This window comes from Pseudomonas sp. PvP028 (genome assembly GCF_017832255.1).
Classification (GTDB): domain Bacteria; phylum Pseudomonadota; class Gammaproteobacteria; order Pseudomonadales; family Pseudomonadaceae; genus Aquipseudomonas; species Aquipseudomonas syringae.
The window spans coordinates 2,418,550-2,432,340 of sequence record NZ_JAFIBL010000001.1 but is presented as its reverse complement, the minus strand read 5'-3'; the positions used below and the strand labels follow the sequence as shown (position 1 = coordinate 2,432,340).

The following is a 13,791-nucleotide window of genomic DNA, read 5'->3' as shown; positions in this document are numbered from 1 at the left end:
TTCGAGTGTTCAACTCATGCCCAGCCTAAAAACTTAAAACTTAGAAACCCCAAACTGATCGACCTTACCGTCGAGCCTGCATCACACCATTCGTCAAATATAGGCCCATGCGCGAGGTGATTACCGTTTCACTAAGATCAATAGTCCGCGCTGCATTTCCAATTCGCTCGAGAAGCTGACAGTCAGAGTGAGCGGTTATGAGTCCTTGTCCGTGCGACGACATCAAATCGCAGTGACCATACCGCAGGCCGAGTTGGTGATGGTCAACTCAGCCTCTTAAGACTGCATCCCCCGCGACCAACCAGCCTTTAGTGGGGGCCTGCCGCCCTCCGCGCGTTCTAAAGTCTGGGTTCGCAATGCCGATAGCCAAAGGCCGGCACTGTGTCGCACTTGCAGGCGCCCCATTTGAGCCAGCAAGGACGGTTAGATTGCTCAACATCTCATGCACAGCTGCGTATACGCCCTATCAAGAGCAAGTCTTGGTGGGGGCTTGCACGCACCGCATTAATATCACCTGCACCACCTCGAATCTCAGTCATCAACCGGTCTCGGCGATCAGTTGAACACATTTTAGTCAGACAGGAAGACACCATGACTGCAGCTGAAGATATCTCTGAAGGTCTTTATCTCAAACTTGTCGATCACGTCAGTAATTTGCTCAAAGCCTTGGCTCGGGAAGTAGACGATCCCGCCCTGGCGTCGGCTCAGGCAGAAGCACAAAGCAAACTGCAGATTATCGAACAGGCGCTGACTAAGGCAATCAAAGAGCTGAAGGACAATGCTGAACACAAGACCTTCACCGTTGCGTTCTATGGCGAAACGAATGCTGGCAAATCGACGCTAATCGAAACGCTACGCATCTTGCTAAAGGAGAACACCAAGCGCGATCAACGCCAGCGTTTTATAGCTCTTCAGCAACAGTCAGGCCTGAGTGAAGAAGCGCTGCAGGCACTGGAAGCTGAAATCGAGACGCTGGGGCACCGGTTGGCTGAGACTAAGAACGAAACAGTCGCCGCCGACACCCGCCATGAACAGCGCCTGGCTGAGCTGCAATTGCAGGAAGAGGCTCTACGTCTGCGTGTCGAAGAGCAGAAACGTAGTGCTGGTCCGATCCAGCGCATCCTAAATCTTTTACGCAAGCTACCCGAAGAGATCGCTCTGGTGCAGCTGCAGGCTGAGGGCTGCGTTTTGCCTATGCAGCGGGACACCGAACTGACAAAGCTGCGTCAGCAGGGCGAGACCCTTGAGTCCCAGCTCAGCCAAACCCATCAACGCCATGCAACGACGCTGGAAAATTTGCAGCAACTGGCGGCATTTGAAGATGGCAGCATCATCGGTGATGGCCGTGCTGACTTCACCCGACAAACCCAGGCATATGTATTTGAATCACAGGGGCAGCATTTCCAGTTGCTTGATGTACCAGGCATCGAAGGTGATGAAACTAAAGTCAGCGAACAGATCAACAAGGCGGTCAAGCGTGCCCATGCGGTGTTTTATGTAACATCTAAAGCGGCGCCGCCCCAAACCGGCGATACGGGACGTCCCGGCACGCTTGAAAAAATCAAGGCGCAACTGGGCGCGCAGACGGAAGTTTGGACGCTCTACAACAAGCGCATCACCAACCCTATGGCGTTGCAGAGGCCGACCTTGATCAGCCCTGACGAGCAGGCCAGCCTGAATGATCTGGACCAGATCATGCGCAAACAACTGGGTGAGCATTACCAACGCAGCATGACACTCTGCGCGCTACCTGCATTTTATGCAGCAGCCGACTGCCTGATGCCTCGATCCACAATTGCCAGCAGTCGCAAGAAATTCCTGGACGCCATTGAGCCAGATTTGCTGCTGGAGAAATCAGGGGTCAGGCAGTTCTACAAGCACCTCACCCAAGACCTGGTTACTGATGTAAAAGCCAAAATACGCCGTTCGAACATGAACAAGGTTCAACTCGCGATAACGGACGTTTGTTCAGAAGTAAAAACCATTCAGACAACGCAATTTGCACCTCTGGCAAAAAAACTGGATGAAGAGGCCGAGAACGCCAGCCATCAATTGCGGATTGCGTTCAAGTCCCTCAATAGCCGGCTGAGCAATGCGGGAGAACAAGCCATCGGAGAATTTGAAGACACCGTGCGAAACCGCGTGTACGAACGCATTGACGACAATATCAGCAATGATGACTTCAAAGCGGTATTGGAACGCGTATTCACGAGTGAGCAGTCCGTACTTCAAGACAAATTACCAGGCGCCCTTGATAAGCAACTCGATCTGTTTAAAAAGAATGTCAGTGAAATCGTTGAGCGTTTTGAGTCTCACGCAAAAGACTTGCTAGCCGGCTATTCGGAGATCGGCAAGGCACGTCTGGCGGGGTACTTCAGCCTGAATGTGAATATCGATAATGGTATCAACGCTGTAGGGCTGCTGGCCACTTTGGCAAGTGGAGCTGCCTTGATCTGGAGCCCTGTGGGTTGGGTGTTGATGACACTTGGCGCAGTAACGTTACTCATCGGTCTCGCAAAGGCCGTGTGGAGCTATTTTGACGACGACTACAAAAAAGGTCAGCAGCGCAAGGCCACCGATACCAATCTGGACAGCGCCTGCGAGGCAATTCGCGAAAAATTCCGCGAAACGCTGGCAAACGCGCTGCCGCCTCTCGAAGAGAAAATAGAACAGATCTGTTCCGTTCTGCAGCAACCTGCCCAGCAAGCCCGACACATCAACCAGAAACTAGACGCCGCCCATCTAGGCCTGAAAAAGATTGCCCACGATCTTAAAGCATAAGGAACTGCACAATGAATTCAACCTTGGAACTCTTCCTGAACCGGAACAACAAGGCCTTGGCGCTACTGGGAAAACTGCGAGAGTTTCTTGAGCAGGGTTCGGTGCTGGGGGTAAATATCGACCCTACGCTGTTGAGCAAACTCGAGCATGCCAGCCAAAACCTGGCCAATGAAAAACTCAAGATTGCTTTGATTGGCGGCTTCTCTGAAGGGAAGACTTCCATCGCTGCGGCGTGGATGGAGCGTCTCGACAAATCCAGCATGAATATAAGTCAGCAGGAATCGTCGAACGAAGTGAAAGTCTACGAAGTGGATGACAACTTCGTGTTGATTGATACCCCTGGCCTGTTCGGTTTCAAGGAGCAATACAACGCCGATATCGATGCGGTGGAAAAGTACAAGGACATCACGCGCAAATACGTGAGCGAAGCGCACCTGGTGCTTTACGTGATGAACTCCACCAACCCGATCAAGGACAGCCACAAAGACGACTTGAACTGGCTTTTCCGAACGCTCGACCTGCTGCCACGTACGGTCTTCGTGTTGAGTCGCTTCGATGAAGTGGCAGACGTGGAGGATGAAGCCAGCTACGCGCAGCATCTGCAGGTCAAGCGCCATAACGTCGAAAGCCGTCTGCGCGAATCCATCGGCGCCAATGATACCGAGGTAGCGGCACTGAGTATCGTTGCGGTAGCCGCGAATCCATTCGACATGGGTACCGATTACTGGCTCGAACGTCTGGGCCAGTTCAAGACGCTGTCGCACATAGGCACCTTGCAACAAGCAACTGCTGGAAAGATTCAAACCAGTGGAGGGCCAGCGGCAATCGTCGAGCAGGCACGTAAGAGCGTGATCCTCGATGTGCTGCACAAGGAACTACCCGTGGCGGTGGAAAACGACCAACGCCTAGGCGACGAAGTGGAGCGCCTGACTGGCGTGAGCCGCACGCTCACCCGACAGCTAGATGGTGCCAAAGGGCAGATTGGCGAGGTGCGCATTGGCTTGCGCGAGTTTGTGAGCCGTTATTTTTCCGGGTTGATCATGCGCACAGAAGGCTTGACTCAAGAGACCTTCAAGGAGTTTTTCGAGCGCGAAATAGGCCGCGATGGCGTAATGGTGACCACTCGTTTGCAGAATGAGTTTGATCGTCAACTAAACGGGGTTAGCCAAGAGTTGGGCCGCATGCGTCTGAGCTTCGACTCCGAAATCGATCACTTCAACACGAATGTGATCAACTTGGGCAAGCAAGGCGTTAACTACGCCATCAAGGGCAACCTGATCAACAACGGTAGTATCCTGGCAGCTCGTGACGGCATCGTCAGCGTGGCAAAAACTTTAGGAGTGGATTTGGGCAAGGTTCTCAAATTCAGCCCTTGGGGTGCGGTCAATCTGGCGAAAAACCTCAACGGGATCTTGTCGGTGGCTGGCCTGGCGCTTGAAGCCTGGGATAGCTACGAACGTAAGAAACGTGAAGAGCAGTTCAGAAAGGCCATCACCGAGATGGTCGACAACTTCAACGCCCAACGTGAAGAACTGCTGGCAATGATTCAGGATGCCTCATTCGAGAAAAACTTCTTCCCGGACTTTGCCTTGCTTGGCGCAAATGTCGCTGACGTTCAAGTTGCCATCGATACCCAAAACAAACTGCGTGAGCAATTCCGTGAATGGCGCGAAAGCGGAGAGCTGATTGAAGCCGAATTCACACGGATCGAAGGATAAAGCCCATGAACCAAATGTCCGTAAGCCGCTGGCTGATGGTGTCCCCTAACGGCCCTGTGACGTGTGCCGAAAATTCTGATCTGGTGCATTTACGCCAGGGCGATGCCGATGGCGCCTGCGGGCCCTACGCGCTCATGATGGGATTACTGACACTCGGGGTGTTAGAGCGTGACGAAATCACCGAAATGAATGCCTGGGATGGTCGCAGCCGTGAGGGCAAATTTCGCGATGCTATGGTCGCCCACGGCGTGCTGATTTCCTCCGGAACCACCGGTGAAGATCTGACACGTCTGGCTCAGCACTTTCGCGGCAGCGGTATCGAAGCAAAGCACGTGGCGGACAACAAGAAGAATCTGGTCAAGCGCATCCTGAAGGCGCTGGACTCAGATGACGTCCCCTTGATCGGCGTTAGTTGGTCGAAGCACAGTGGTCATTGGATGATGGTCGCAGGCCATCAAGGCTATGAGCATGAAGGTCAGTACCACCTGACTCACCTGCTTTGCCTAGACCCTGCTACCGAGGCTCCGCGGACTTCACTCTGGAATGCAGTGATTGAAGTCTTTACTGAGGACGGTGCTTCAGTTTCAGGCGGCCTCTACAGCAGCAACCACTGGGGAACGGATGGTCACCCCAGTGCGTGCAAGCTTGATGAGGCGATAATTCTTGAAAGCAATTAGGACCCCAATGGCGTCGCAGAGTAACTGGCTTAGGTGACACGCGATCAATGCCTCGCCCAATTGGTTGACGTGAGGCATCGACGGGGTTTCGCTGAGTTCTGCCGCAGCTCGACGAAAATAGATCATTACAAGCCTCTGTGAAAAGATGCGGAGATTGATGGCGTTCGAAAGAAATAATCATCCACTGATCCTCGCTCGAACTTGATCCTGCGACGACTTGCCTAACGCTTAGCTGTGCAGATGGGAAGGCAGCGCCTGTAGTGGCCAACTGATCCCGGACACGGCGTTAAGGTTTTTCTCGTACTGAGCGGGCGCCAGTCCATCATTGAACTGGTGTGGCCGAATCCAGTTGTAACGATGCATCAGATAATGGCTGATATCCCGCTGAGCCTCTTGGGCCGTCATGTAGCCCACGGGCGGTATCCACTCAGTTTTCAAACTGCGGAATACACGTGCCATCGGCGAGTTGTCGTGGCAATTACCCCGGCGGCTCATGCTTTGACGTATACGGTATCGCCAAAGCCGCTGACGAAACTGCCGGTTTCCATATTGGGCGCCTTGGTCGGAGTGAAACAGCAGTCCCTGAGGCTTGCCGCGTTGCTCATAGGCCATGTCTAGCGCCTTGATCACCAAGTCCGTATCCGGCTTGTTCGAAACGCCAGCCCACCACCCGACGCGCATAAAGATCCATAACCACCGCCAGGTAATGCCATTTTCCTTGTGCCCAGATGTAAGTGATGTCGCCACACCAGACTTGATTGGGCGCGGGTACATCGAACTTTTGATTCAGAATATTCTGAATATCAGGTCGCTCCACCGTTGCCTTTTTATAGGAATGCGAGCCCGGCTGCTTACTGATCAAACCCAATTCCCGCATCAGTCCACGCACCTTGAACCGACCGATTTGCTCGCCATCTCCCTGCAATATCGACACGATACTGCGGCTGCCGGCAGCGCTTCGACTTTTCGTGAACAGCTCGTTGACTCGACTGCGTAATCGAACCCGCTCAACGTCTGGAGTCCGGCGCCTGAGGCGATAGTTGTAGTAGCACGAACGAGGCACTTCAAAGGCTTCGCACAACAACTCTACCGACTCATGAGCATTCAGTTGATCAATCAGCGCATACGCTCGTGTTCTTCCGACATCAAGAGCGCGGTAGCCTTTTTTAAAATGGATTTCTCCCGCTCAAGACGAGCGATCCGAGCTTCCGGCTCCTGGATTTTCTGCTGCTCGGGCGTCAGGGCTTTGCTCTGAGGCGTGACGCCATTGCGCTCTTGCTGAAGCTGGTTGACCCAACGACGCAGCGCGGATTCGACAACCCCAAGTGAACGGCTGGCTTCGATATGGCTATAGCCTTGATCGAGCACGAGGCCTGCGGCCTCGCGTTTGAACTCAGCGGAAAAGGTACGGCGTTGTTTGGTCATCAGACACCTCTATCTGGCGAGCATTCTCGCCTAAATGGGTGTCCGGCTTCATTAGACCACTACACTTTTCCTTGCTTTTCGTGCTGATCGGCAGCTTGGGCAGTTACTTTGTCGCGGTTGCGTTGCTGGTTCTCGCGCTGCGCTTCTGGCCGGTACTGTTGGTCTTCGCCTTAGCAATAGGCCTATTCGGCTGCTTGCTAAAGTGGATCAGGTTTCGCATCACTTCGCAGCGCTGAGCTATAGCGTTCCACACTCGCCCAGCATGTATAAACCAGCATGAGCAGTCCTTGGCTGCTCATGCTGGTGTTCTCGTCTTTTTTCTTTGATTAAAAATTTTCTTGAACGCTGGTCAGACACACGCTCTGTAGGAATTTGTCAGGCGCTGCAGTAGGTCTTTGTGACGTGCCGCCAAGTCAATGAGAGTAAAGCTACTCATCGCCAATAAGCGCTGCGAATTTTGGGGGGGGGGTCAACTCGATCCTCACTTCAAATACTCCTCAATCCATTCCCAGCATTTGTCCTTGACCATCACAAAGCGACAGGTGCCTTCCGATAAGTTGGCCCACAAGCCTCCGATCAAGCGGTCGTCCTCTGCGTTGCTCCAGCGATCTGCGCCCTTGTACTCCACGATGAGAATCGGGCCCGAGCCGCCTTCAACGTCAGGTAGCTGACACAGGAAATCTGGATAGAAACGCCCATCCGCTTTCTGCAGGAAGAAAGAGCTGCCTTCACGCCTTACGAGGTTACGCACCCAAAATTTGATGCGCCCCTGCTGAGCCCAGGTGTCTAGCTTGCAGGCGCATTCGAACTCCTCCTTGCTATCAAAGTCCCCGATGCGCCCGTAGAAATGCTTTCGGAAATCGAAATGTCCGAAGCGCCAGTCATAGTCACGGCTTGGCGCATATGCCTGCGCATGGAACTCGAATGCATACTGGTCGGTTACTGCAACGCGTGCGGCTGCGTCGTCACCAAATAGCGCTTGCTGGAAAGCCTGGCCGACCGCCCGTTTACGCAGTTCGCGGATTCGAGCCTCCACCTGATTACGGATCAGAAATTTCTGCAAGTTGACACGGGCCAGGCTAAATTCATCGCGTATCATCAGCTCTTGCAGCCAAGCGGCAACGAACGCCTGCTTGCTCGAATGGGTCAGCGATGGCTCGGGCAGGTTCCGACACAGCCAGGCGGCCAGGCGCACCTCGTCCCAGTTTTCAGGCTGATAAATGAGGCCAAGATCGCGCTGCAGCTCCGGCAGAAAGCGCGATATCAGCTTGCCGCTGCCATCGATATCAATTTCTCCGCCCTCAGCCACCTGCAGTGCGGCGCCGAGCGCTGACAGGTCGCCCGCTGTAGGCGCTGCGTCGTAGGGCGAAAGCTCCCACGGATACTCCAGAACTTCGGGGTCATCGAACAGATGCAGTTCACCCTGCACGCGCAGAGCAAGCTGAGGTACCCGGAGACGCTCGCCCATTTCGGCAGGCGTTAGGAAATATTCGATGGCGGTCGTGCGGCTGACTTCAGCCGCTTGCTCAATGGCCTGAGTGGCGGACTCAGATTCGACCGAAGCCTTTAGCGCGTCGGTCTCGTCTTCCGTGAGCGGCGTAGTGATGGTCAGCGTATTGAGCTTTCCGTCCCAGCTCACCTTGTCACGCACCGGCTTCGGTACACTTTTCAGATTCGGCTTTTCTGCAAGCGTGACCACCACAGGGTGAACCACCACACGCCCGGCATGCCCCTCTAGATCCAATCGCGACTGTTCAGCCTTGGCGGCAATGACGAACTCATTTACATCGCGCCGTTCAAAGCCGGCGCCAGCCACCAAACGATCACGCAAGGCTCCCGCCGTCTCGGCAAAATTGCGCGACACCACGAAGGCATAAGACTGGTTTAGCGGCCTAGCTTGCCGATGACTGGCATTGGGCTGACGCAATACGCGGCCCAGCAGCTGCTCGACGGCGGTAGCGGAAGAAAGGGAAGCCATGCTGACCAGAATATAAGCGAAGGGGCAGTCCCAGCCCTCGGCCAACGCTTTCTGCGTAATAACGAATTTCACCGGGCAGTCCGGATCAGCGATCCCGCGCTTGTAGTCGGCGTCGATCTGCTCTAGTCCTTTTTCTTCGCCCGTCGCCACCACAATCTGTTCTTCAGGAATGCCGTGATTGGTGATCAGCTCCTGGCGCACCTTATCGAAATCCAGTGTTTCGACACCCGCACGACGAGGCTCCGACTGAATGAGTACGAGGGGTCTTAAATAGGGCGCACCGGCCCGTCGCTCATCATCGGCCAGCTTGTGCAATGCATCGCGACGGCCGATAGCATCGGCCAGGCACTGTTGCCAGTTGGGCTCGGTTTCCAGCACCACCGGCAGCTTGATCATCTCCTCCGCCTTCAATTCGGCGGCAGAAACGCTATGCAGTACATTGCTGGGCGTGCGCTCCAGATCCGGCGTTGCCGTCAGCTCAAGCACGCCGCTGGGGCGAAAGCGCGCCAACATGTCGAAGGCCAGCTCAGTGCGGCTGTTGTGCGCCTCATCGACGACAACAAAGGGGCGACGCAGGCGCAGTACGTTTGCCAGCGAATACGGTGTCGTGCGCTCCGTCCCTTCGCCATCGCTCAGCAGCTCTTCGCGCTGCGCGGGAGAAAGGTTATCGAAGTGGTGCATCAGGGCGCCGCTGCTCTGATACACCTTGCGGCATTCTTCTTCCTCTACTTGGAAGGCCTGGCGAGTGGCAACTATCACCGTGGTGGAGGTGTCCAGCGTGGCGCGGGTAACGCTCTTGGCCTCTTCCAGATCCATCACCGTGACCGGTCCGGTCTCGCGCAGTGCGACGTTGTAGGGGTGGCTCCCTTCTTTCAGCGCCTTGATCGTTTGCTCACGGATCGGCCTACTGGGCACTAGCCATAGAATCACGCTGTGCTCGCATCGAAGCAGGTGGGTGTTGACCAGCGCCACGCTCTTGGCCGCCAGCCAGGTCTTCCCACCGCCGGTGGGCACCCGCAGGCAGAAATACGGCATATCGCTAGGGAAGCCCGACAGCGGATTGTATGGGTTGCCTTTGCCCCACAATCGCTCGGTAGTTGTGAAAAAGGCCGTCGAGGGCGAGGCCAGCTCGTGACAAGCCTTAAAATAGCACTCGACACTATCGAGCACTTGCTGCTGGTAAATTTTAGGAACGAATCCGCTCATCTCTCACACCTCCAGCGCGTAAGGGGTTTGCTTGAAGGTGATGCCCTCGCGGGCAGCACGGCTACCAAGGCGATTGGCGCTGGCGTAAATCACTTTGGAACCGGCAAACTTAGGCAGTATGTCCAGCACCGGCCCGGTCAACACATTGCCGCCGGCCACCGACTTATCCTTGAGAATGCCGTTGTACAGCAGGTAAATGGCGCGGCCTTCATGTAAGCCCAGCAGTGGGCCGTCGGCCGTGCCGGTAAAACCCGTGCCGGTTTCAGCGAACCAAACGAATTCGGCCAGCTGCGCGAAGGTCACGTCGCTGCGTATTTGGCCATCGGCATTGAAGAGAGGGTGCTCACTTAGGCGGCAGTATTGAAAACCGCTGCCTAAACCTGGCATGTCCTCTTCAACATCAAGCTCGCCAGTGACAACCAACTCTCCGTCCTTTACTTCTTTTTTTATCCTAGTGAACCGCGGCTTCTCAGCTTCCTCGATCAAAGAAACTTTTTCGAGTATTTTGCTAGCATTTCGGAAGCTACTGAAAGTCACTCTCTCCCGTAGCAACTCGTCACGAGACGTACCTACAAATGAATATCCAGACACAACCTTAGACATTCTCTTTGATGTGACCTGTTCCGCTACTTGTTTCTCGACCTCGATGAGTATGAATTTTCTGGACCCTCCATCCCGGGCATTTTGCTTCAGAACAGCATGCGCCGTTGAGCCGGAGCCAGAAAACGAATCCATGACAATAGAATCCTTATCAGTCGCCACCTGAATTATTCGCTGAATAAGCTGCCAAGGCTTCGGCGTATTGAACAGCTCTAACTCTTGCTCACCAAGAATATCGCGCAACTCAGTTTTTGCGCCGGAGTTAGTCCCAGCAAAGCGGTGCTCCCACCATGTTGATGGAACAACTCCTTCTTTCGCCTCGTCAAGAAACTTCTTGATTCGCGGGCTGTTATTTTTGGATTTACCCCACCAGACTCTATTATCCCTATCTAATTCCCAAAGCTTTTCTTCGCTCATTCGCCAATATGTGCCGCGCGGCGGACCTTTTATTACGTTCCCGCCCGGGCAAGTTATGGAATACAGCCCTTTACTGTAATAATTCCTCGACTGCAGAGCATTACTGGTCCATTCACCGCGCTCGTCATTATCGGAATTAGAATAACTTTCTTCCGCAGAGGTGCTTCGAGGCGAAAGATTACGTACCCACTTATCTTTTTTCTTAGCGTACACAATGACGTAGTCGTGCATTTCAGAGAAATGCTTGGCACTATTCTTAATGGTGAAAATTTTTTGCCAGACAATAGTTGCCACAAAATTATTCGATCCAAAGATCTCATCCATGAGAACTCGAAAAGGTCCGATTTCATTGTCATCTAGCGATATGAAAATTGCGCCATCATCCCGTAGAAACTGCCTCAGCATGACGAGTCTTGGATACATCATGCTCAGCCAGCGGTCATGGCGATCTAAGGTTTCACCTTCCTTACCTACGATATCGCCTAGCCACTTGCGTATCTCGGGGCTATTAACATTATCGTTGTACATCCAGCGCTCGTTACCGGTGTTGTAAGGCGGGTCGATATAGATGCATCTCACCTGCCCGGCATAGCGTGGCAGCAGAGCCTTGAGCGCGTGAAGGTTGTCACCTTGCACGATGAGATTACCGCTGTCCTTACCGTGATTGTCGCCACAGGAAAGTTCTGTCACCGGCTCCAGCAGGCGGAAAGGGACATCCTTGTGATGCTTGACAACGGCTTCCTTGCCGATCCAATTCAATGTGGGCATTTAGCCTTCCTTTATTGCATGCGCGATAAAAGTGGCCTTTATCGCAACTAAGCCCGCCGCCATGGCATACCCATGGCGATCTAGATAGGGTTCGTGAGCAAACTGCAATTGCTCGCCGAAAGAAGCGGCAAACTAACAGATTGACGGTAGCCCGGCGAGCCTGAAAAGCCGGTCGTCGTTTACTACCGCTCGCCATGAGCCCAGCCAGGCGAGAGTAGGTGGCCCTTGCGGGCTTCGCCAAGGAGGAGAGTCAGCCAGCGTGCATAGGCCCAGTCATCCCCCTCACTGGCGCGAACAAGCTCCGAGAACTGGCGCACGGCTGCGGCTGCGCCATCGCCTGTGCCATACCTACCTAGCACCGACTCCTACCACAGCCATGCGTCCCATCCCCAATGCATTGACCAAAGCCCCGCCAGGAATGGACGGGGCTTTTTTATTCTCCGTTCACCATGGCCTCATTACAGGAGAGTAAAGATGCTACAGATCCGTCGAGCAGAACGATGCGATGCCGAGGCGGCGTTCGATATCCGCTTTCAGGCAATTCAGAACCAGTGCAGCTCCGTCTATACGAACGACCAAGTGGTGGCCTGGACCTGCGTTCCGCTCACGGATAAATACAGATCCTGGGTGGAAAAAGATTATTACCTGGCCTGCGTCGATGGAATTCCTGTGGCAACAGGGGTGATCAATATCGAGAGCGGAGAGCTGGAGGCGATCTTCGTATTGCCCTCATTCATGGGCCAGGGAATAGGTAAAAGGATGGTCGCTCATCTTGAGCATCTGGCACGAGAGGCAGGACTCAACGAAATCCATCTCGAAGCCACATTGAATGCACAGAGGTTCTATCAACGTTGTGGCTTCACCGGAAGCGCCCATACTCTCTACATCTCGCCCTCAGGGCTACGTTTGGCATGCGTACCTATGCGCAAGCAACTGTAGATCAGACCAGCCTCTGCCCTGCCTTTCATTCAAAAATCCCTGCGCGCACCGTCCACAGCAAGACCAGTGGCCATCCCCCTCATCTGACAATAAAGTATAGTGGCCATATATCATCACCCCTCTAGACCAAGGCGTGTGCCGTCGATAGCGGTTCGGCTGGCATAAGTATGGAAAACTGCACATGCCGCAAAGAAGAAACCTGAAAAATTCTATTTTCGTCCCCCTGAAGCTGTCTCAATTGATCGGTCTTTTCAGTTGGGTTATCAGCTGGTGCCTGAATCCTTCCATTGATCGATCACTGGATATATTCATCTGCTGCGCGTTGGCGGGGGCGACGCTGTCGATCATTGTCACGTCCAATAGCAGGAGCATGCTGGCGTGGCGTCTGTTCGGCATCATTTACATGGCATCCCTGACCTTTCTGTTCAGGGAACAGATCGAACGCATGGGCGTGGAAGCGTCGATGTGGGGCCTGGTTGTCACCTCCCTGCTCATCACGGGCATGAGCGTATTCTTCGTCAAGTTTATTGATTACGTCGCCGCGACTGCGCTGATCTGGTTGATCATGTGGCAAACGGACATGACGGCCATCGGCGTCGACCATACACCTCTGTTTTATGTGTTCCTGATCAGCTCGACCTTGCTGGGTGGCTGCCTGAATGCAACCTTCCTGAGTCTGATCATGCAGACCATGGCAGCCAGGGACCGCTATCAGGAACTGTCCGAAACCGACACCCTGACGCACGCCCCCAATCGCCGTGCGCTGGTTGCCAGTCTGAATACTGCGCTGGCGTCCGCTGAAAAATCGTCGTTGTGGTTTGCCATGCTTGATCTGGATCACTTTAAAAGTATCAACGACACCCATGGGCATGACGTGGGCGACCACGTCCTTGTTGGTTTTGCGACACTCCTCAAGGGCACAAAGGGGCGAATCGCCTTTGGTCGTTTGGGCGGGGAAGAGTTTGGCGTAATCTTATCGGCGGCGAACGCCCGAGACGCTGTACATGCACTGGAAGAGTTATTGATGCTCGCGCAAAAAGACGAAGCGGCTCAAGTGCCCTATTCATTCAGTGGCGGTGTTGCGAGTTTGTCGCGGGTTGAAACGGTCAATGACCTGTTGAAAGAGGCCGATGAGAACCTGTATCACGCCAAGCGCAGTGGCAGAAAATGTATTTCCTTTGAGGGCAGGATAGTTTCGTCGAGCGCTGCAAGTACGACGAAGCAGAATCAAGCGACGCAATCAGTTGACGCGCCTACGCATGCGTAGCGCCCGTCTGCCCCT

General features: G+C 54.1%; 7 protein-coding genes and 1 pseudogene. 5 read left to right on the top strand and 3 right to left on the bottom strand.

The window, feature by feature from the left end:
- Positions 1-591: 591 nt before the first annotated feature.
- Genes JOE34_RS10815 through JOE34_RS10805 form a run of 3 tightly spaced genes read left to right on the top strand, consistent with a single transcriptional unit; the run spans position 592 to position 5,176 of the window.
- Positions 592-2,781: a hypothetical protein gene (locus JOE34_RS10815; protein ID WP_209995724.1), complete on the top strand. Its 2,190-nt coding sequence runs from the start codon at positions 592-594 to the stop codon at positions 2,779-2,781.
- Positions 2,782-2,792: 11 nt separating this feature from the next.
- The gene (locus JOE34_RS10810) at positions 2,793-4,499 is read left to right on the top strand and encodes a LeoA/HP0731 family dynamin-like GTPase (protein ID WP_096113350.1); all 1,707 of its coding nucleotides are present in this window, start codon (positions 2,793-2,795) and stop codon (positions 4,497-4,499) included.
- 5 nt (positions 4,500-4,504) lie between these two features.
- A complete protein-coding gene (locus tag JOE34_RS10805) occupies positions 4,505-5,176 on the top strand; it encodes a hypothetical protein (protein ID WP_096113349.1) in 672 nt (223 codons plus the stop codon).
- A 228-nt stretch (positions 5,177-5,404) separates the two neighbouring features.
- Here JOE34_RS10805 and JOE34_RS10800 read toward each other — a convergent pair.
- The 3 genes and pseudogenes from JOE34_RS10800 to JOE34_RS10790 all read right to left on the bottom strand — a co-directional run bounded on the left by JOE34_RS10800 (position 5,405) and on the right by JOE34_RS10790 (position 11,570).
- Positions 5,405-6,601: pseudogene (locus JOE34_RS10800) on the bottom strand (IS3 family transposase).
- A 481-nt stretch (positions 6,602-7,082) separates the two neighbouring features.
- Positions 7,083-9,785: a DEAD/DEAH box helicase family protein gene (locus tag JOE34_RS10795; RefSeq protein ID WP_096113348.1), complete on the bottom strand. Its 2,703-nt coding sequence runs from the start codon at positions 9,783-9,785 to the stop codon at positions 7,083-7,085.
- Between the two features lie 3 nt (positions 9,786-9,788).
- Complete coding sequence (locus tag JOE34_RS10790) at positions 9,789-11,570, bottom strand: site-specific DNA-methyltransferase (RefSeq protein WP_096113347.1); 1,782 nt, start codon at positions 11,568-11,570, stop codon at positions 9,789-9,791.
- A gap of 474 nt (positions 11,571-12,044) precedes the next feature.
- Between JOE34_RS10790 and JOE34_RS10785 the strand changes: the two genes are divergently transcribed.
- Both JOE34_RS10785 and JOE34_RS10780 read left to right on the top strand, forming a co-directional pair.
- Positions 12,045-12,509, top strand: a complete 465-nt coding sequence (locus JOE34_RS10785; protein WP_096113346.1) for a GNAT family N-acetyltransferase — start codon at positions 12,045-12,047, stop codon at positions 12,507-12,509.
- Between the two features lie 181 nt (positions 12,510-12,690).
- Positions 12,691-13,776 carry a GGDEF domain-containing protein gene (locus JOE34_RS10780; protein ID WP_004411749.1) on the top strand — a complete coding sequence of 362 codons (1,086 nt, stop codon included), beginning with the start codon at positions 12,691-12,693 and terminating at the stop codon, positions 13,774-13,776.
- Positions 13,777-13,791: the final 15 nt, after the last annotated feature.